General features: G+C 45.0%; 15 protein-coding genes. 13 read left to right on the plus strand and 2 right to left on the minus strand.

The window, feature by feature from the left end; all coding sequences use genetic code 11:
* The first annotated feature begins 5 nt into the window (after positions 1 to 5).
* The 10 genes from EV212_RS10505 (at position 6) to EV212_RS10550 (ending at position 12,301) form a co-directional block, all read left to right on the plus strand.
* Complete coding sequence (locus EV212_RS10505) at positions 6 to 959, plus strand: DUF1385 domain-containing protein (RefSeq protein WP_132092919.1); 954 nt, start codon at positions 6 to 8, stop codon at positions 957 to 959.
* On the plus strand, positions 956 to 1,819 hold the full coding sequence (gene prmC / locus EV212_RS10510; protein ID WP_132092922.1) for a peptide chain release factor N(5)-glutamine methyltransferase: 864 nt from the start codon (positions 956 to 958) through the stop codon (positions 1,817 to 1,819). Before EV212_RS10505 ends, prmC begins: the two co-directional genes overlap by 4 nt.
* A 21-nt stretch (positions 1,820 to 1,840) precedes the next feature.
* Positions 1,841 to 2,917, plus strand: coding sequence for a peptide chain release factor 1 (gene prfA / locus EV212_RS10515; protein ID WP_132092925.1), 1,077 nt, complete (start codon positions 1,841 to 1,843; stop codon positions 2,915 to 2,917).
* A gap of 5 nt (positions 2,918 to 2,922) precedes the next feature.
* Positions 2,923 to 4,110, plus strand: coding sequence for a pyridoxal phosphate-dependent aminotransferase (locus EV212_RS10520; protein WP_132092928.1), 1,188 nt, complete (start codon positions 2,923 to 2,925; stop codon positions 4,108 to 4,110).
* A 22-nt stretch (positions 4,111 to 4,132) separates the two neighbouring features.
* Positions 4,133 to 5,188 (plus strand): histidinol-phosphate transaminase, encoded by a 1,056-nt coding sequence (hisC, locus tag EV212_RS10525; protein WP_132092930.1) that lies wholly within the window; start codon positions 4,133 to 4,135, stop codon positions 5,186 to 5,188.
* Between the two features lie 68 nt (positions 5,189 to 5,256).
* Positions 5,257 to 7,647, plus strand: a complete 2,391-nt coding sequence (locus tag EV212_RS10530) for an ATP-dependent DNA helicase (protein ID WP_243115536.1) — start codon at positions 5,257 to 5,259, stop codon at positions 7,645 to 7,647.
* A gap of 32 nt (positions 7,648 to 7,679) precedes the next feature.
* Positions 7,680 to 7,922: an NAD(P)H-dependent oxidoreductase subunit E gene (locus EV212_RS10535; RefSeq protein ID WP_132092933.1), complete on the plus strand. Its 243-nt coding sequence runs from the start codon at positions 7,680 to 7,682 to the stop codon at positions 7,920 to 7,922.
* A complete protein-coding gene (locus tag EV212_RS10540) occupies positions 7,922 to 9,649 on the plus strand; it encodes a [Fe-Fe] hydrogenase large subunit C-terminal domain-containing protein (RefSeq protein WP_132092936.1) in 1,728 nt (575 codons plus the stop codon). The genes EV212_RS10535 and EV212_RS10540 overlap by 1 nt, the downstream gene beginning before the upstream one ends.
* Positions 9,646 to 10,818 (plus strand): SpoIIE family protein phosphatase, encoded by a 1,173-nt coding sequence (locus EV212_RS10545; protein WP_132092938.1) that lies wholly within the window; start codon positions 9,646 to 9,648, stop codon positions 10,816 to 10,818. The genes EV212_RS10540 and EV212_RS10545 overlap by 4 nt, the downstream gene beginning before the upstream one ends.
* Positions 10,819 to 10,843: 25 nt before the next feature.
* Positions 10,844 to 12,301, plus strand: coding sequence for a 4Fe-4S dicluster domain-containing protein (locus EV212_RS10550; RefSeq protein ID WP_132092941.1), 1,458 nt, complete (start codon positions 10,844 to 10,846; stop codon positions 12,299 to 12,301).
* A 75-nt stretch (positions 12,302 to 12,376) separates the two neighbouring features.
* Here EV212_RS10550 and EV212_RS10555 read toward each other — a convergent pair whose 3' ends face one another.
* Together EV212_RS10555 and EV212_RS10560 are read right to left on the minus strand one after the other, a co-directional pair.
* Complete coding sequence (locus EV212_RS10555; protein WP_132092944.1) at positions 12,377 to 12,919, minus strand: NADH peroxidase; 543 nt, start codon at positions 12,917 to 12,919, stop codon at positions 12,377 to 12,379.
* A 99-nt stretch (positions 12,920 to 13,018) separates the two neighbouring features.
* Positions 13,019 to 13,411, minus strand: coding sequence for a Fur family transcriptional regulator (locus tag EV212_RS10560; RefSeq protein WP_132092947.1), 393 nt, complete (start codon positions 13,409 to 13,411; stop codon positions 13,019 to 13,021).
* A 209-nt stretch (positions 13,412 to 13,620) separates the two neighbouring features.
* Here EV212_RS10560 and EV212_RS10565 point away from each other — a divergent pair, with 209 nt between their 5' ends.
* The 3 genes from EV212_RS10565 (at position 13,621) to metA (ending at position 19,641) form a co-directional block, all read left to right on the plus strand.
* A complete protein-coding gene (locus EV212_RS10565) occupies positions 13,621 to 14,847 on the plus strand; it encodes a sortase B protein-sorting domain-containing protein (protein ID WP_132092949.1) in 1,227 nt (408 codons plus the stop codon).
* Between the two features lie 172 nt (positions 14,848 to 15,019).
* The gene (locus EV212_RS10570) at positions 15,020 to 18,592 is read left to right on the plus strand and encodes an ABC transporter ATP-binding protein/permease (RefSeq protein ID WP_132092952.1); all 3,573 of its coding nucleotides are present in this window, start codon (positions 15,020 to 15,022) and stop codon (positions 18,590 to 18,592) included.
* A 110-nt stretch (positions 18,593 to 18,702) separates the two neighbouring features.
* The gene (gene metA, locus EV212_RS10575; RefSeq protein WP_132092955.1) at positions 18,703 to 19,641 is read left to right on the plus strand and encodes a homoserine O-acetyltransferase MetA; all 939 of its coding nucleotides are present in this window, start codon (positions 18,703 to 18,705) and stop codon (positions 19,639 to 19,641) included.
* The last annotated feature ends 2 nt before the right edge of the window (positions 19,642 to 19,643 follow it).

Raw genomic sequence — 19,643 nt, forward strand, 5'->3', positions numbered from 1 at the left:
ACATTATGAAGTATGCAAATATTGGCGGTCAGGCTGTTATGGAAGGGGTCATGATGCGTCATAAAGACCGGTATGCGGTGGCTGTCCGGAAGGAGAATCATGAAATTGAAGTGAAATCGGGTGAGCATATGAGCTATGGCCAGCGTTTTCATGTCTCCGGAATTCCCATTCTTCGCGGCGCGGTTGCTTTTGTGGATTCCCTTGTTCTGGGGATGCAGACACTGACCTGGTCTGCTTCTTTTTTTGAAGATGAGGAGCCGGAGGCGGCCCTCGGAAAGAAAGAGAATGTATCAACGGCTCATGAAGGAGAGCAGGAGAAAACTTCGGATAAGCTGTTTATGACATTGACAGTGATACTTTCTCTGGTGTTGTCCATCGGACTGTTTATGATTCTGCCTTTTTTTATTTCTGATATTTTCCGTCGGACAACGGATTCCAGCCTGATTCTTGGGATTATTGAGGGGCTTGTCCGGGTGATGATATTTATTGCCTATATTGTATTAATTTCCAGAATGAAGGACATACAGAGGCTGTTTATGTATCACGGCGCGGAGCATAAAACGATTAATTGTATTGAGCATGGGGAAGAACTGACGCCGAAAAACGCGGCGAAGTATTCCAGATTTCACAAACGGTGTGGAACAAGCTTTTTGTTTATCGTCATGTTTGTGAGTATTTTATTCTTCTTGCTCTTTTTCCAGATTTTCCCTGTAGAAAGCATGGCGCTGAAAGTGGTCTGCCGTATATTGATGGTTCCAATCATCGCCGGGGTGTCCTATGAGATCATTCAATGGGCCGGCCGTCATGATTCGGGGCTGGTGTGTCTGGTCAGCAAGCCTGGTTTCTGGATGCAAAAATTTACGACAAAGGAGCCGGATCTGGAGATGCTCGAAGTTGCCATTGCATCCATCGAGGCTATTTATGATTGGCGGGAGTTTCAGAAGGATTTGACAGAATGAAGACATTAAGGCAATTACTAAAAGAAGGCGAACAGCGCCTTTTGGAAAATCAGATTGAAAATGGCACTATGGAAGCCAGATATTTGTTAGAATATATCTGTGATCTGAATTGGGCCCAGTATCTTTTACAGGCAGATACGGAGGCCGACCCACAGGAGGAACGGCGGTACATGGAAGCGGTGGAACACCGATGTACCCATTATCCGCTGCAGTATATATTAGGAACGGCCGATTTTATGGGGCTTGAATTTATGGTCAATGAAGCGGTGCTGATTCCGAGGCAGGATACGGAAGTATTGGTTGAGACTGTCCTGAAAGAAGCAGATATTCCGGGAGGGAAACTTTTGGATATGTGTACCGGCTCGGGCTGTATACTCATCAGTTTGATGGCTTTGGGAAGTTATGGCCGGGGCATTGGTGTGGATGTATCGGAGGATGCTCTGAGAGTGGCCCGGATGAATGGTATATTTAACCGTGAAAACTGGGAGAAGAAGGGCCGGGGAGCCAATGATATCCTATGGCTGCAAAGCGATTTGTTTCAAAAGGTAAATGGTCGGTTTGATGTCATCGTATCCAATCCGCCGTATATTCCGGCATCGGTCATTGAGACGCTTATGCCGGAAGTGAAGGATTATGAACCAAGGCTGGCTTTGGAAGGGGCCGATGAGGGACTGGAATTTTATAAAAAGATTTCTGAAGCTGCGAAGGAGTTTCTAAATCCGGAGGGATGGCTGTTTTTTGAAATTGGCTGCGAACAGGCAGGACCGGTTTCAGAAATTTTATCGGAAAATGGGTTCCGGGATATACATACGGTCAGAGATCTGGCCGGACTGGACCGGGTGGTCTATGGAAGAAGATAGAAATCAATTGGAGGAAAAACTATGTTTGACAGATTAGATGATATTTTAATCCGTTATCAGCAGGTAATGGAGGAGTTGAACGATCCGGATGTGGTCAATGACCAGCCGCGGTTTCGTAAGCTGATGAAAGAACAAAATGACCTGGCTCCAATCGTCGAAAAATATACGGAATATAAGCAGGAAAAGCAAAATGTGGAAGATAGCCTGGAGCTTTTGGAGATGGAGAACGACGAAGAGATGCGGGAACTTGCCAAGGAAGAGATGGCTGAGTCCAAAAAACGAATCGGGGAAATCGAGCAGGAATTGAAGATTCTCCTTATTCCGAAGGACCCGATGGACGAGAAGAATGTTATCGTGGAAATTCGTGCCGGTGCCGGCGGCGATGAAGCAGCGTTATTTGCGGCGGAATTATTCCGTATGTATTCAAAATATGCGGAAAAACAGCGCTGGAAGATTGATATGATGAGTGTGAATGAGAGCGGTATCGGAGGTTTTAAAGAGGTCGTATTCATGATCAGCGGAAATGGTGTCTATTCACGGCTGAAATTTGAGAGCGGTGTACACCGGGTACAGCGTGTGCCGGAAACCGAATCCGGCGGCCGTATTCATACATCCACAGTTACCGTGGCTATTATGCCGGAAGCGGAAGAAGTGGATGTTCAGCTGGATATGAACGATGTGCGTATTGACGTATTCCGTGCTTCCGGTAACGGGGGACAGTGTGTTAATACAACCGATTCAGCGGTGCGTATTACCCATATTCCGACAGGAATCGTTATTTCCTGTCAGGATGAAAAATCTCAGTTAAAGAATAAGGATAAAGGTCTGAAAGTTCTTCGCTCCAGACTGTACGATCTGGAATTGGAAAAGAAGAAAAAAGAGGAAGCCGCCAACCGTAAAAATCAGGTTGGAACGGGCGATCGTTCCGAGAAGATTCGAACATACAACTTCCCTCAGGGGCGGTGTACGGATCATCGGATCAAATTGACATTACATCGTCTGGATGATATTTTAAACGGCGATTTAGATGAGATCATTGATAGCCTGACTGCTGCAGATCAGGCCGCCAAACTGAGTAACATGGAGGAAGAAGGTTAAATCAAATGATATCTAAAAGCATGACACAGTTGGTTCAGGGAAATTCAGTGATCCGCGCCCTGTTTGAGGAAGGCAAGGAAATGGCCCGGGAAGTGGGGGCGGAAAATGTTTATGATTTCAGTCTGGGGAATCCGAGCGTTCCGGCCCCAGAGGCCGTGCGCACATCCATGAAACGGATTCTGGACGGGGATAATTCGCTCTATGTCCATGGCTATATGAGCAATGCGGGCTATGAAGAAGTCCGGGAAGCCGTGGCAGCATCATTAAATAAGCGATTTGGGACCTGCTTCGACTGGACGGGCATTCTCATGACCGTCGGTGCAGCCGGAGGTTTAAATGTGGTTTTGAGAACGATTCTTGACCCGGGCGATGAGGTCATCTGTTTTGCACCGTTTTTTGGTGAATATACCAATTATGTGCATAATTATCAGGGAAATCTGGTTGTGATTCCACCGAATCCACCGACATTCCAGCCAAATGTGGAAATGCTGGCAGAAAGGATTACGGAAAGGACAAAGGCACTGATTCTCAATAATCCGAATAATCCGACGGGCGTCGTTTATTCCGCGGAGACATTGGACAAATTGCAGGCCATTTTAGAAGAAGCAGAGAAACGGATCGGACATTCCATTTATGTGATTTCGGATGAGCCTTATCGTGAACTTGTCTATGATGGCGTGAAAGTGCCATTTATGACAAAACACATCCGTAATTGCATCATCGGCTATTCTTTCAGTAAATCCCTTTCTCTGCCGGGGGAACGGATTGGCTATCTGGCTGTGCCGAAGGAAGTGGACGACTACCAGGGACTTGTGGAAGGACTGACAATCGCCAACCGGGTGCTTGGTTTTGTTAATGCTCCGTCTCTGCAGCAGTTGATGATCAAAGAATGTCTGAATGAACAGACGGATGTGGCTGCTTATGACAAAAATCGAAAGTTTTTATATAAGTCTCTGTCCGACATGGGATTTGATTGCGTGAAGCCGGAAGGTGCATTTTATCTTTTTGTAAAATCACCGGTGGCAGACGAAAAAGTCTTTGTCACAGAGGCAAAGAAACATCATCTTCTGCTCGTGCCGGCGTCAACCTTTGGATGTCCGGGCTATGTACGCATTGCTTATTGCGTATCCTATGAGATGATTGAACGTTCTCTGCCGGCCTTCCGGGCTTTAGCGGGAACATATTTTGACTGAAATAAGAGAGGTTGTGATACGGATGAAGACGTGGAGAGATTATGTACGCCGGGTTGTGCCTTACACACCGGGCGAGCAGCCAAATCAGCCGGGAATGATCAAATTAAATACAAATGAAAACCCTTATCCTCCGGCTCCGGGGGTCGTAAAGCTGGCGGAGCATCTGGAAACAGATCGTTTTCGTCTCTACCCGGACCCAACAGCAAGTGTGCTGACGGAAGCACTGGCTGAATTTTATCATATAAAGCAGGAGCAGGTATTTGTCGGCGTGGGATCGGACGATGTGCTGGCTATGGCTTTCCAGACCTTTTTCAACAGTGATCAGCCGATATTTTTCCCGGATGTTACCTATTCCTTTTATCCGGTGTGGGCGGATGCCTTCCGGATTCCTTATGAGACAAAGGCTCTGGATGATCATTTCCGCATTCGGAAAGAAGACTATTATGCCGATAACGGCGGTGTTGTATTCCCGAATCCAAATGCGCCGACTTCCGTGTATGAGGACCTGGACTTTGTGGAAGATATTATAAAGCATAACAGAGATGTGCTTGTGATCGTCGATGAGGCATATATAGATTTTGGCGGCAGGTCTGCATTGGAGCTGGTTGAGAAATATGATAACCTGCTTGTGGTACAGACCTTTTCAAAATCCCGCTCCATGGCGGGAATGCGGATTGGTTATGCCATTGGTAATGAGGAATTGATCAAAGCGCTGAATGATTTTAAATATTCCTTTAATTCCTATACAATGAACCAGACGGCTTTGATTCTCGGCGCAGAAGCGGTAAAAGACCGGGATTATTTTAACCAATGTATTGAAAAAATTATCCGTACGCGGACTTGGGCTGCGGAAGAATTAAGGGCGCTTGGATTTGAATTTAATGAACCCCGGGCCAATTTTATTTTTGCGACCCATCCGAAGTATCCGGCCAGGGAATTATTTGAGGCATTGCGGAAAGAAAATATCTATGTACGGTATTTTAGTCTGCCCCGGATTGATAACTATTTAAGAATTACAGTGGGAACCGATTCCGAGATGGAGACGCTGATTCATTTTCTTAAAGACTATGTTAAATAAAAGAGCTCGAATCCTCTCAATAGCAGAACTGTTGAGAGGATTTCTTTAGTGAATGGAGGTGATGGGGTGTGAAGCATGAGGTGCGGGTTTCCGTAAGAAATCTTGTGGAGTTTATTTTGAGAAATGGGGATATCAGCCAGAAGATGGGGGTTATGCAGGATGTGGATGCCATGCAGGCCGGAAGCCGTGCCCACAGGAAACTCCAAAAACAGGGCGGCAGCAATTACCGGGCAGAAGTCAGTCTGAAACGGAAAATAGAGATTGATGAGACGCTGGATATCCAGGTCGAGGGACGGGCCGACGGGATCATTACGAATCCGGCTGATGAAACGGACATCATGATCGATGAAATCAAGGGGACATTTACGAAGTTGGAAGTTATTGAGACGGCGGATATTCTTCATGTGGCCCAGGCCGACTGTTATGCCTGTATTTACGCCAATCTTCATGAATTAGAAAAGATCAATGTTCGGGTTACTTATATTCATCTGGAGACGGAAATGGTCAAGACCTTTGAATTTCTGCGGACCAGGGAGGAATTGGAAAGCTGGTTTCAGGAATTGGTACACCAGTATGCCCGTTGGGCAAAATGGCAGATTGAGTGGCAGAAGCTGCGGGATGAGACCATTAAAACACTGGCATTTCCCTATGAATACCGCCTCAGCCAGAAACGGATGATGAACGGTGTCTACCGTTCGATTGACGAGGGGAAAAATATCTTTATCCAGGCGCCGACGGGAACGGGCAAGACCCTGGGAACCCTCTTTCCTTCTATTAAAGCCATGGGACAGGAAAACTGCGGGCGGATTTTTTATCTGACTGCCAAGACAATCACACGGACGGTGGCGGAGGACACGGGAAAGCTCTTGCAGGAAAAAGGACTGCGGATGAAATTTATTACGCTGACAGCCAAGGAGAAGATATGTCCTTTGGAAGAGTGCCTGTGCCAGCCGGATACCTGTGAGCGGGCCAGAGGGCATTTTGACAGGGTGAATGAGGCCATTTTCGATATGATCCATCATGAAGATCAAATCGACAGAGCATGCATTCTTGACTATGCCGGGCGGTATCAGGTATGTCCTTTTGAATTTCAGCTCGATATTGCTCTCTGGTGCGATGTGATCATATGTGATTATAATTATGTATTTGACCCGGTGGTCTATCTGAAGCGTTTTTTTGGCGATGCCATGGCAAATATGGTGTTTCTTGTAGATGAGGCCCATAATCTTGTTGACCGGGCCCGGGAAATGTACAGTGCGGTTTTATATCGAAAAAGTTTTGACGAGGTTTATCGAAAATTAAAACCTATACGGACAAAAATTGCCCGGAAGGTTCATAAGTGCGGACAATACCTGAAAGATTATCAGGAAAGCCGGGAGGAAGAAGGCGGCAGCTATGCAGTTGTCAGGGAAGTGGGCAGTTTTATCTTAAGTCTCATGCGGATGGTTTCGGATATGGAGGATTATCTGCAGGAAGATATGGCGCCGGAACTTCGGGAGACAGTGACAAAATTGTATTTTGATGCCAGACGATTTATCAACACCTACGATCTGCTGGATGAGAAGTATATCATATATACGGAGGGTACAGACGGTGAGGCTATGATCAAAATGTTCTGTGTGGACCCGTCAGGAAACCTGGGCGAACGAATCAGTATGAGCCGAAGCTGTATTTTTTTCTCAGCAACATTGCTGCCGGTTCAGTATTATAAAGATCTGTTGAGCAGTAAACCGGAGGCAGATTATGAGATGTATGTGGATTCACCTTTTCGTCCGGAAAATCGGTTGATATTTACGGCGGGGGATGTGAGCAGCCGCTATACGTGCCGTAATCCGGAGCAGTATGAAAGGATTGCTGAGTATATACGGAAAATCATCCGGGGTAAAAATGGAAATTATCTGGTATTTTGTCCGTCCTATGCTTTTATGGACAATGTCTTTGATGCATTTACCGAGAAGGAAATGTCAAAGGCAGGGAATGGACTGCAGGTATTTCGACAGGAAAGCGGCATGGATGAGGATGCACGCCGGGCATTTCTTGAAAATTTTAAGGAGAAACCTCATGAGACGATTCTTGGCTTTTGTGTGCTTGGCGGGATATTTTCGGAGGGGATTGATTTAAAAGCGGACCGGTTGATCGGAGCGATCATCGTTGGCACGGGGCTTCCGGGAATCGGCAGTGAGCGGGAACTTCTGAAGGCCTATTTTGATGAAAAAAGGGGAAATGGTTTTGATTATGCATACCTTTTTCCGGGAATGAATAAGGTGCTCCAGGCAGGAGGAAGGGTCATCCGATCTGAGGATGACAAAGGCGTCATTGCACTGCTGGATGAACGGTTTAATTACAGCAGTTACAAGCGTATGTTTCCGCGGGAATGGATACCTTTCCAGAAATTAGACATGGATTCTGTGGAGGAAAATATAGAAAAATTCTGGACAGAACAAATAAATAATCTATAATAAGATTAAGAAAAGAAATAGGAGGTTATTTCATGGTAATCACAATTTGCATTGGAAGTTCCTGTCATCTGAAAGGCTCCAGAAGTGTTATTCAGGGACTTCAGAAAAAAATTCAGGACAATCATCTGACTTCTAAGATAGAATTAAATGGTTCTTTCTGCACCGGCGAGTGCGAAAAGGGCGTTTGTGTAAAGATTGATGAAGAACTTTTTTCCGTCTCACCGGAAACTGTAGATACATTTTTTGAAGATGAGGTACTCAGGAGGGTAAATTAGTGGCGGCAATTGGATTTAAGACGGCAAAATGCAAAGACTGTTATAAATGCGTGCGGATATGTCCGGTAAAAGCCATTCGTATAAAGGATGAGCATGCGCTTTATGTGGCTGATGAATGTGTTTTGTGCGGACGATGTCTGGAAGCCTGTCCTCAGGATGCGGTTGTTTATGTCAGTGACTTAAATAAGGCAAAAAAATACATTCGGGAAGGCAACGTCACGATTGCGTCACTGGATCCGGCGTATCTGGGCATTTTCGGAGATACGGAAAACGGCACAAGTCAATTGCGGAGTGCATTACATAAACTGGGTTTTACCCATATCCGGGAGACGGCGGAGGGGGCGGTTCATGTGACAAAGGCCTACGAATGTCTTATTCGAGAAGGGACAATGAACAACATTATCACCTCATCCTGTACGGCTATCAATGAGCTGGTGGAAAAATATTATACGGATATGATTCCTTATATGGCTCCGGTCGTTTCGCCGATGACAGCCCATGGTATGATGCTGAAGGAAGAATTTGGTCCGGACGCAAAAGTCATTTACATAGGAAGCTGTACGGCCAGAGGCCGGGAGGCGGTCCGGGAGCGCTGCCGGGGAACTTACGTGGATGCGGTGTTGGATTTCCAGGAACTTCGCAGATGGCTTGACGAAGAGGATATTGACTTAAATCAGTGCGAGTTTTATCCGAGAGAGGGGGCCAATGCGATGGTCAATGGCCTTTATGGCGTAAGCGGCGGTATTTTAGCCGCAGTGGAGGCGGATGAAGGCTTTGGAAAATATGAGCAGCTTTATGTGGACGGCATTGATTCGGTGAGGGAGTTATTTGACTGTATTCGCAAAGGGGAGATCAATAACTGTTTTATCGAGGTGGCTTCCTGTGTCGGCGGATGTATCAATGGTCCCTTGGCCGGCGGCCGGGAGAGTGACCGATTCAAAGCACGGATTTACACGAACCAGAAAATTATCCGTGAATTTCCCAAGGATATGGCTAAAATGGATGGAAATATCCTGCTAAAAAAAGAATTTAACGAATCTCCACGCAAATCAGTCATGCCGACGGAAGAGGAAATCCAGGAAGCACTTCGCCGGGATGGCAAGGCATCTCCGGAAAAACAGCTTAACTGCGGAGCCTGTGGCTTTAAAACCTGCCGGGACAAGGCTATTGCCCGGTGCCAGAATAAAGGGCAGCTGAATTTGTGTATTCCGTATATGTATCAGCAGGCCCGATCCATGTCAGAAGTTATTTTGTCTGTGACGCCGAACCTGATCATTACCGTCGATGAAAAATTGCGGATTCGTCAGTTCAACAATGCGGCGGAAGTTATGTTCAATATTTCGGCAGAGGAAGCCTATCGTATGCCGTTGGCCAATATTCTGGATCCGGTGAATTTTGAGCAGGTTTTTCGGGAAAAACGCAGTATTATGAACAAAAAGGTGACTTATGAAAACTATGGCCTGGTCACAATGCAGAATATTATCTATATCCGTGACATGAATTGTGCCCTCGGCATTTTGAGAAATGTGACAGCGGAGGAAAAAATCCGTGAACAGCATGACCGTATGCGCCGGGATGCGATGGATATTGCCCAGAAGGTAATTGATAAACAGATGATGGTAGCCCAGGAAATCGCCGGATTGCTCGGAGAGACGACAGCGGAGACAAAAGTCACTCTTACGAAAATGAGAGACAGTATCTTTTACGATGGAGAAGACAATTTATGAATATGAGTCTGGATATTGCATGGAAAAGCCTGAATAAAAAGAAGGAAGAACTTTGCGGAGACACGGTGGAAATTATTAAAACTGAAGATTCGGATATCCTGCTCTTGTCTGATGGGATGGGGAGCGGTGTTAAAGCAAATATTTTGTCGACGCTGACGACAAAAATCATGGGGACTATGCTGAAAAATGGCGCTTCCATTGAGGAATGTGTCACCACCATTGCGAGAACCCTTCCGGTATGTCAGACAAGGCATGTGGCTTACTCAACGTTTAGTGTTCTTCAGATTTACAGAGACGGGAAAGCGTTGCTGCTGGAATATGATAATCCCGGGGGAATTCTCATCCGGGGCGGCCGTCACAGGGACGTTCCTTTTTCAGTCCGTGAGATTGAAGGAAAGATTATCCGGGAATATCATTTTAATGTCTGTTATGGCGATTATTATGTTATGATGAGTGATGGTGTGATTCATGCCGGAGTAGGGAAAAAATCCGGTTTTGGATGGCCGAGGGTCGAGGTCGTGCGCTATGTGGAAGATGTCTGCGCTTCGAATATTTCCAGTTCCCGCCTGATGTCCATGATCAGCAACCGTTGTAATATGCTTTATGACGGGGAACCGGGGGACGACACGACGGTCATCACTATAAAGGTAACGCGGCCCAAAACAGTGAATCTGTTTACCGGACCGCCGGTAAATAAAGCGGATGATGTCCGGGTAATGAAGGCGTTTATGGCAAGACCGGGACGAAAGATTGTCTGCGGCGGCACCTCATCCAACATAGTTGCCAGGTATTTGAACAAACCGATCAAGGCGTCACTGGACTATTTTGACCCGGACATACCGCCGACAGCCGAGATTGAAGGGATGGATCTGGTCACCGAAGGTGTGTTGACGCTGAATCGTACGGTCCAGTTGCTGAACACTTATAATGCGGGTAAAGTTGACGAGGCTTTTTTCAGCCAGCTCTATGGCAAAGATGGAGCGGCGAAACTGGGAAGGATTCTGATTGAAGAGTGTAATCATTTGAATATATTTGTCGGTAAGGCAATCAACGAAACTTATCAGGCCGCGGCACTGCCCTTTGATCTGAGTATTCGTCAGCGTTTGATTGAACAGCTTGTAAATGAATGCAAAAAAATGGGAAAAACCGTAACTGTTAAATATTATTAACGGTACTGACCTATAGGAGAGTAAAATGAAGAGAGAATTTATGACCGATATTAATAAAATCAAATTTGAGGTCTACCGGGAAGTGGCACGTATGGCCTTTGACGGTAAACTGAAAGAATGTGCGGATGAAATCCCTTATAATATTATACCGGGGAATTTACCTCATTACCGCTGCTGCGTGTATAAAGAACGGGAAATCATCCGTCAGAGGGTGCGGTTGGCCGAAGGACATACACCGCTGCCGGGCGGCAATATTAAAAATATTGTTCAAGTACTTCCGGCGGCCTGTGAGGGCTGTCCGATCAACCGGTTCAGTGTAACGAATAACTGCCAGATGTGTATGGCAAAGAAATGTATGTCTGCCTGCAATTTCGGGGCGATCACATTTGAGAGCGGACGTGCGCACATTGACCCTAAGAAATGCAAAGAATGCGGGAGATGTGTGGAAGCCTGCCCTTATAATGCCATTGCCGATCTGATGCGCCCGTGTAAGCGGGCCTGCCCGGTGGATGCCATTTCTTATGATGAGGAAATGATTGTTCAGATTGATGATAAAAAATGTATCAGCTGTGGTCAGTGTATTGTAGGCTGTCCATTTGGCGCTATTTCGGACAGAACCTTTATGGTAGATGTTATCCGGCTGATGAATAATGGTGTGAAGGTCTATGCCATGGTAGCGCCGGCGATCGAGGGCCAGTTCGGAGCCAATGTATCCGTGGGAATGATTCGGGAAGCGGTGAAAGCACTGGGCTTTGCCGATATGTTTGAAGTATCCCTCGGCGCCGATTTTGTGTCCAAGAATGAAGCACTGGAGCTGGAAGAGAAGGTGAAAGCCGGAGAAAAGATGACGACATCCTGCTGTCCGGCCTTTGTAAATATGATCAAGAAACATTTTCCGCAGGTGGCGGATAAGATGTCGACCACCGTATCACCGATGCAGGCTACAGCCCGGCTGATTAAAGCCATGTATCCGGATGCTCTCTGTGTCTTTATCGGACCGTGCATTGCGAAAAAGAGCGAAGTCATTGATTCCATTACAATGGGCGGCGCGGATTACGCACTGACCTATGAAGAGTTATATGCCATGATGGAAGCGAAGGGCGTGGATCCGGCAGATTATACCGGTGAACTTCAGCAGGGAAGTAAATTTGGTAAAAATTATTCTGTATCCGGCGGCGTTACGGCGGCGGTACTTCAGACTTATAAAGAAAGAAATGAGGATGTACCGGTGAAGGTCTGCAAGGCCAATGGTGCGCAGGAATGTAAAAAAGCGCTCATGTTGCTGAAGGCCGGCCGCCTGCCGGAGGACTTCATTGAAGGTATGGCTTGTGTCGGCGGATGCGTCAGCGGTCCGGCGATGTTGAACAAAGAACGTACATTTATGAAGGATCGCAACGCACAGATTGCTCAGGCAGATGACCGTCAGATCATTGCCAATGTGGATACCTATGATGAATATCAGGTACATATGCATCGAAGATAAAGATAAAAATAAGGATTGGCTGCCTCTTATAAGGTAGCCAATCCTTTCAATTTTAATTACTTTTTATTTATTATTTTAGCCAAAATATCTTTCTAATAAGCCTTTGAATGCTTTGCCATGACGAGCCTCGTCACGAGCCATTTCATGAACAGTATCATGAATAGCGTCAAGGTTCAGAGCTTTCGCACGTTTTGCAAGGTCAAATTTACCTGCTGTAGCGCCGTTTTCAGCTTCTACTCTCATTTCAAGGTTTTTCTTTGTGCTGTCTGTAACAACTTCACCTAATAATTCAGCAAATTTTGCAGCATGTTCTGCTTCTTCATAAGCTGCTTTTTCCCAGTAAAGACCGATTTCTGGATATCCTTCTCTGTGAGCTACACGAGCCATAGCAAGATACATACCAACTTCTGTACATTCACCTTCAAAGTTAGCTCTTAAATCAGCCATAATGTCTTCTGGGGAACCCTGAGCAACGCCTACAACGTGTTCAGCAGCCCAGGACATTTCGCCAGCCTGTTCCTGGAACTTGCTTGCTGGCGCTTTACATACCGGACAAAATTCTGGAGCAGCTTCGCCTTCATAAACATAACCACATACTGTACATACAAATTTTTTCATGTTAATCTCTCCTTAATAAATAGTTTTATTGCTTGAAATTAGTAATCATTACTGATATCATCATAATATACTACTTTAAATTGTTTGTCAATAGTTATTTTAAGAATTTTGTTCTTTACATTTTTTACATCTTCCATAAAAATATAGCTGGTGTCCCAGGACTTCGCCGTCAAAATTCATTTCCGCAAGTTTATTGATCGTATTCGTATCAATATCCATCAGGTCTTCAACCTGACCACATTCTTCACATATAAAATGGTAATGGGGCATCGTTTTTGCATCGAAACGATCGCTGCTTTCGCCGCAGGAAATCTTTAAAATTTCTCCCTGCTGCGCAAGAAGCGTTAAGTTTCTATATACCGTTCCCAGACTGATATTCGGATAAATTTCACGGATGGCCGTATATACCATGTCTGCCGTGGGATGGTCTGTGCGTCCTTCAAGATAAGTTTTAATTGCCTCTCGTTGTCTGCTATATTTAAGGACAGCCATGACGGTCCTCCTTTCTTTATGATATTAATAATCATTCTTGTTACTTTTATTATAATAACAAAAAAGACAGAATCGGTCAAGAACCTTCTTTTTTTATTATAGGGTGTATAGCTATAGACAGACATGGAAGCGTATAGTAAAATAAAATTATTCAAGAGAAAGAAAAGTGAAATATTTCTTTGGAAATCAAAGAGGGAGAGGAAACGGTTATGAGTAAGAAAAAGCTAGTCATGGCAATCCTGTTGGCATTTACATTGAGCTTATCAATGATTTCAACGGCGATTGTCCATGCACAAGAAGCAACTTCTCAAGCGGGAGAAGTAAAAAGCACAGATAGTGAAAGTCAGAGTGATGAACCTGAACAAAGCACAAGCAGTGAAAATGAGAGTGACGAACCTGAACTGACGACAGGGGAAACCATTGGAGAAACAGATGTTACAGAAAGTGAATCCACAGAGCCGGAACCTTTGGAATACGAACCGTCTCTTACATTAGTTTCCTCCACATGGACAGGTCAGAGCGACATTGTTCTTGAAGCACAGGCTAAGGGTGGAAATTATTCTGACCGTGAAATTTATCTTTATGTCGGAAAGGAATCCATCGGCGGTATTCGTGTGACTCCGGAAGTAAATCTGGATTCGGATGGAAATGGTAAGATTGTATTTAAGAACAGCGATCTGCAAAACGCAGCAATGTTTGGCCCGAATGGCGAAGAGGAAATCAACTGGAGCGAGATCGACCAGATGGAAATCGGCATTTACTTTGAACGGGATGGGCAATACAAAGGGCGAATTATATATGTACCGGTTGATTTTGCAGTTTCCGGGCCGACAGAGCCAACAGAGCCGACAGAACCTTCAGAAACAACAACGATAACCAATGAATCGGGCGTAACGATGGTACTTCCTGAAGGCGCTCCTGACCAGTTGGAATTAACGGTTACTGTCAGCGGCGGGGCAGAGGAAAAAGCGGCCGTTCAAAAAGTAATTCAGGTTGACGGCGATAAAATAAAAACATTTGATTTGTCGTTATTGTTCAGCGGACAGCCTTATGAATATAATGGACAGTTTACTTCTACAGTATCCCTTCCGGTTCCTGAAGGATGGAATCTGGACGCGCTTGCATTGTATTATTTCAATGAAAGTACAAAAGAAGTAACGCCGGTTTTATTCAGTGTTGACAGAGAAAATGGAACAGTTGTATTTGCCACAAACCATTTTAGCAAATATGTCCTGGTTCAGAAAGATGCGGCTGTAGAAGATGAGAACGGAGAAACAACGGAAGAGACGGTTAAAGAAACGACCAAAAAAGAAAGCGCAAAGGTTACAGATACTCCAAAAACAGGCGACAGCGCCAATGTGGGCTTATATACCGCTCTGCTCATCATAAGTGCATTGGGTATCGCAGCCGTTGCCCTGCTCAGAAAAAAGATTTAATATTGTAAGCAACAGGCAGTCGATTTTAAGGAATCGACTGTCTTTTCTTTTGAAAAAATTTAATTAAAAAAATATAAACTCTGAAACAAGCTCCGGATAATCTGATATAATCTAATATTATTTACATACAAATAATTCAATAGCATTTGACATTAAAGGGAGAGAAGGATACATGCTTCAAATTCAGCATATTTGCAAAAAATACGTCACCGGGAACCTGGTTCAGAACGCATTGGACGATGTCAGTCTGAATCTCAGGGATAATGAATTCGTTGCCATTCTGGGGCCGAGTGGTTCCGGTAAGACGACGCTTCTTAATATTATCGGCGGCCTGGACCGTTATGACAGCGGCGATCTGATCATTAACAGTATTTCCACAGAGAAATATAAGGACAGGGATTGGGATTCTTACCGCAATCATACGATCGGGTTTGTGTTTCAGAGTTATAACCTGATTCCCCATCAGACACTTTTATCCAATGTAGAACTGGCACTGACCATTTCTGGCATCGGAAAAACCGAGCGGCGGCAGCGGGCCAGAGAGGCTTTGGAAAAGGTTGGATTGGGCGACCAGGTAGAAAAACGTCCGAACCAGCTTTCTGGCGGTCAGATGCAGCGAGTAGCCATTGCGCGCGCCCTGGTCAACAATCCGGATATTTTGTTGGCGGACGAACCGACCGGGGCGCTGGACAGCGATACAAGTATTCAGGTAATGGATTTGCTGAAAGAAGTTGCCAAAGATCGTTTGGTTGTTATGGTGACACATAATCCGGAGCTGGCTGAGCAGTACGCGACCCGCATTGTCAGACTGCGTGACGGAAAAATCCGATCGGATTCGGACCCGTTTGTTGTTGAAACAGATGCGCTTGACGTGCCTCAGCATAAAAATATGGGAAGATCCTCCATGTCTTATCTTACCGCACTTGCTTTGAGTTTTAATAATCTGCGGACGAAAAAGGCGCGGACACTTCTGACAGCTTTCGCTGGTTCCATTGGCATTATAGGTATTGCATTAATTCTCTCCCTTTCTACCGGTGTCAATGATTATATTAAATCCATAGAAGAAGAAACTCTTTCCGAATATCCTCTGCAGATTTCAAATACCGGTTTTGATTTCAGTTCGCTTATGGTGTCGAATATGGGAGTATCCGGAGATCAGGAAAAAACTTTGGCGGACAACGAAATCAATGTTGTTCAGATGGTTACAAATATGTTTTCCACGATGGATACCAATGACTTGAAGTCTTTGAAAAAATATCTTGAAAGTGGAGAAAGCGAAATTGACGCTTATACGAATTCTATAGAATACAGTTATAATGTGGCGCCGCAGATTTATCGGCAGGATGGGGATAAGTTTCGTAAAGTAAATCCTGACAGTTCTTTTGATTCGCTGGGAATCGGTTCCTCTGCCAGCTCCAGCAGTCTGATGTCTTCCATGATGAGTACGGACGTTTTTTATGAACTGCCGTCAAATCCGGCGCTTTATGAAAGTCAATACGATGTGAAAGCGGGACGCTGGCCGAAAAGTTATAATGAATGTGTTGTTGTTCTGAGTCCTTCCGGCAGTATCAGCGATTTTCTGCTGTATACGATGGGACTGAGGGATTCAATGGAACTTGACGATATGATTCAGCAATTTATGAACGGTGAAGATGTGGAAATTCCTCAAAATATCGGTACTTACACCTATGATGATATTATCAATGTTTCATTTAAACTGGTAGATAGTTCCGATTATTACGAATATGACGACCAATATAAAGTCTGGAAGGATAAAACGGATAACAAAGAATATATGAAAGCGCTGGTCAACAAGGGCGAAGATATAAAAATCGTCGGTATTGTTCAGCCTTCGGAAACGGCCAATGGCCTGCTGTTAAGTACCGGGATTTATTATCCGGAATCTTTGACTACCCACGTGATCGAAGAAGCAAAAAAGAGCAAGATCGTTCAGGACCAGCTTGCAAAACGGGATACAAATGTATTTACGAATGAAGCCTTCGGAGAGGAAAGTAATGGTGATTTCGATTCAGATTCCCTGTTTACTGTAGATACCTCTGCACTGGAAAATGCCTTTGGATTTGATACGAGCGCATTAAGCAGTTTATCCGGATCGATGGATTTATCCAACGCATTTAATATGGACAGCAGTACCTTTGATATGTCCGGCATGGTGGATCTGGGCTCGATCCATCTGACCCTTCCGGATATGCCGGCTATCAGCATGGGCGACCTCATGGGAAGCATTAGGATTACAGCTTCGGCCGATGATGTCAACCAACTGGCATCGGATTTACTCTCCGGTTATCAGGCCTACACAAAAGAACACCCGGAGGCCGATTATTCTCACTTGACTGAAGACTTCCTGGGATACCTGAATACTCCGGAAGCACAGCAGATTCTTTCCGAAAATATGAAGGCAATCCTGGAATCCAGCGGCAATGTAACGGTTTCAAAAGAGCAGCTCCAGCAGCTTGTGGCAGAAGTCATGGCAGGCTACCAGAGCTATGCAGCCGCAAATGGCTATACGGATCCGGATAAATTTGATGAATATCTTCTGGAATATCTGACGACTGCTGAAGCTCAATCGGTCCTGACAAGTTGGGCGGAAAGAAATTTCCAGATCAATGGCAATGTCACGATCACTCAGGGGGATCTGGAACGGCTGACGGCCGAATTGACTGCTGGATATCAGGCCTATGCCGCAGCCAACGGGCTGGCGGATCCGTCCAGAATGTGCGAATATTTCCTGGGTTATTTGGAAACCGATGCGGCCAGACAAATTCTCTCATCAGGTATTACCAATATGGTAGATACTACAGGACTGGAGCAGCAGATTACCAGCGCCATTGAAAGCTATATGCAGGGGGCATTTACCTCCTATGGAAATGCCATATCTTCGGCCCTTGAAAGTCAGATCACATCTGCCATGGAACAGATGATGAATCAGATCGCGGGAAGTATGGAAACGGTCATGGTACAGGCGATGAGCCAGATAGGCACCAGCCTGCAGAATGCTATGAGCATTGATGCGGATGCTTTTGCCAGCGCTTTCAGTATGAATATGGACGGAGAAGATTTGAAAGAACTTATGATGTCCATGAACAGTGCTTCCGGTGTATCCTACGAAAATAATCTGCAGACACTGGGATTTGCCGATCTTGAAGAACCAAGTGAAATCGATATTTATCCGATAGACTTTGAGAGCAAAGGCAAGGTTGTTGAAATTCTGGATCATTACAATGACCGGATGACGGCCGAAGGCAAAGAAGAACAGGTCATTACCTATACGGATATGGTAGGAACGCTCATGTCCTCTGTTACCGATATCATAGATATTATCAGCTATGTGTTGATCGCATTTATAGCTATTTCTCTGGTGGTTTCTTCAATTATGATTGGGGTCATCACCTATATCAGTGTCTTGGAGCGTAAAAAAGAGATTGGTATCCTGCGTGCGATCGGTGCATCCAAGAGAAACATATCTCAGGTGTTTAATGCAGAGACGGGTATCATCGGATTATGTGCGGGGCTGATCGGAATTGGTCTTTCTCTTCTGCTCCTGATTCCGGGCAATGTCCTGATTCATCATCTTGCGGGCACCAATGATGTAAGCGCCGTACTTCCTGCAGTTCCGGCAATTGTATTAATCGTACTGAGTGTGATACTGACACTGATCGGCGGACTGATCCCGTCTAAGAAAGCAGCCAAGAGCGACCCGGTAACGGCACTCAGAACGGATTGAATGATAAAACAGGAAAGGGTAAGAAATTCGTAAGAGCCCTTTTCTTGACGTATCTATGAAAATGACTTAGAATAAAAAATAACTTCAATGAGAGAACAGGAGACTTATATATGCCGATTAAGATACAAAATGACTTGCCGGCCAGAAAGGTTCTGGAAGACGAACATATCTTCGTGATGACGGAGCGAAGAGCCCTGACCCAGAATATCCGTCCGCTTCAGATTTTGATTCTCAATCTGATGCCGACAAAGATTGAAACAGAGACGCAGATTCTGAGGTGCCTGTCAAATACACCGCTACAGATTGAAATTGAGTTGCTCCAGATGGAATCCCATACGGCAAAAAATATTTCTGAGGAACACATGATTACTTTTTACCAGACATTTCCTCAGGTAAAGCATAAATGGTACGATGGCCTGATCATTACAGGGGCCCCGGTGGAACTCATGGATTTTGAAGAAGTGGAATACTGGGATGAGTTATGTGAAGTGATGGAATGGTCAAAGACTCATGTCCATTCCACATTTCATATCTGTTGGGGAGCCCAGGCAGGACTTTATTATCATTATGGTATACCTAAATATATTCTGGATAAAAAATTATCCGGTGTTTACAAACACTATTTGATTAATGAAAAATCCCGATTGTTCCGGGGATTTGATTCAGAGTTTTATGCACCCCATTCCAGAAATACGACGGTCCGCGCAGAGGATATCGAGAAGATACCAGATTTGAAGATAATGGCGGCTTCCGATGAGGCCGGTGTTTATGTGGTGGGTAACCAGAGCGGGTCCCAGTTTTTTGTCATGGGTCACTCAGAATACGATATTGATACCCTGGCAAAGGAGTATTTCAGAGATGTGGACAAAGGTCTGAATCCGGAAGTGCCGGTAAATTACTTTGAAGATGATGATCCGAAGAAACAGCCGACGATGCGGTGGCGTGCCCATGGTACCTGGATTTATTCAAATTGGCTGAATTACTTTGTGTATCAGACCACACCATATATTTTAAATGAAGATGTTGTTACTTTTACAGATGAGGACTAAAC

This window comes from Frisingicoccus caecimuris (assembly GCF_004340975.1).
GTDB lineage: Bacteria > Bacillota > Clostridia > Lachnospirales > Lachnospiraceae > Frisingicoccus > Frisingicoccus caecimuris.

What these genes read in the sequence shown, in the direction of transcription:
- EV212_RS10505 (WP_132092919.1), top strand. Translation starts at nt 6, where the DNA reads ATGAAGTATGCAAATATTGGCGGTCAGGCTGTTATGGAAGGGGTCATG.
- prmC (WP_132092922.1), top strand. Translation starts at nt 956, where the DNA reads ATGAAGACATTAAGGCAATTACTAAAAGAAGGCGAACAGCGCCTTTTG.
- prfA (WP_132092925.1), top strand. Translation starts at nt 1,841, where the DNA reads ATGTTTGACAGATTAGATGATATTTTAATCCGTTATCAGCAGGTAATG.
- EV212_RS10520 (WP_132092928.1), top strand. Translation starts at nt 2,923, where the DNA reads ATGATATCTAAAAGCATGACACAGTTGGTTCAGGGAAATTCAGTGATC.
- hisC (WP_132092930.1), top strand. Translation starts at nt 4,133, where the DNA reads ATGAAGACGTGGAGAGATTATGTACGCCGGGTTGTGCCTTACACACCG.
- EV212_RS10535 (WP_132092933.1), top strand. Translation starts at nt 7,680, where the DNA reads ATGGTAATCACAATTTGCATTGGAAGTTCCTGTCATCTGAAAGGCTCC.
- EV212_RS10545 (WP_132092938.1), top strand. Translation starts at nt 9,646, where the DNA reads ATGAATATGAGTCTGGATATTGCATGGAAAAGCCTGAATAAAAAGAAG.
- EV212_RS10550 (WP_132092941.1), top strand. Translation starts at nt 10,844, where the DNA reads ATGAAGAGAGAATTTATGACCGATATTAATAAAATCAAATTTGAGGTC.
- EV212_RS10555 (WP_132092944.1), bottom strand. Translation starts at nt 12,919, where the DNA reads ATGAAAAAATTTGTATGTACAGTATGTGGTTATGTTTATGAAGGCGAA.
- EV212_RS10560 (WP_132092947.1), bottom strand. Translation starts at nt 13,411, where the DNA reads ATGGCTGTCCTTAAATATAGCAGACAACGAGAGGCAATTAAAACTTAT.
- EV212_RS10565 (WP_132092949.1), top strand. Translation starts at nt 13,621, where the DNA reads ATGAGTAAGAAAAAGCTAGTCATGGCAATCCTGTTGGCATTTACATTG.
- EV212_RS10570 (WP_132092952.1), top strand. Translation starts at nt 15,020, where the DNA reads ATGCTTCAAATTCAGCATATTTGCAAAAAATACGTCACCGGGAACCTG.
- metA (WP_132092955.1), top strand. Translation starts at nt 18,703, where the DNA reads ATGCCGATTAAGATACAAAATGACTTGCCGGCCAGAAAGGTTCTGGAA.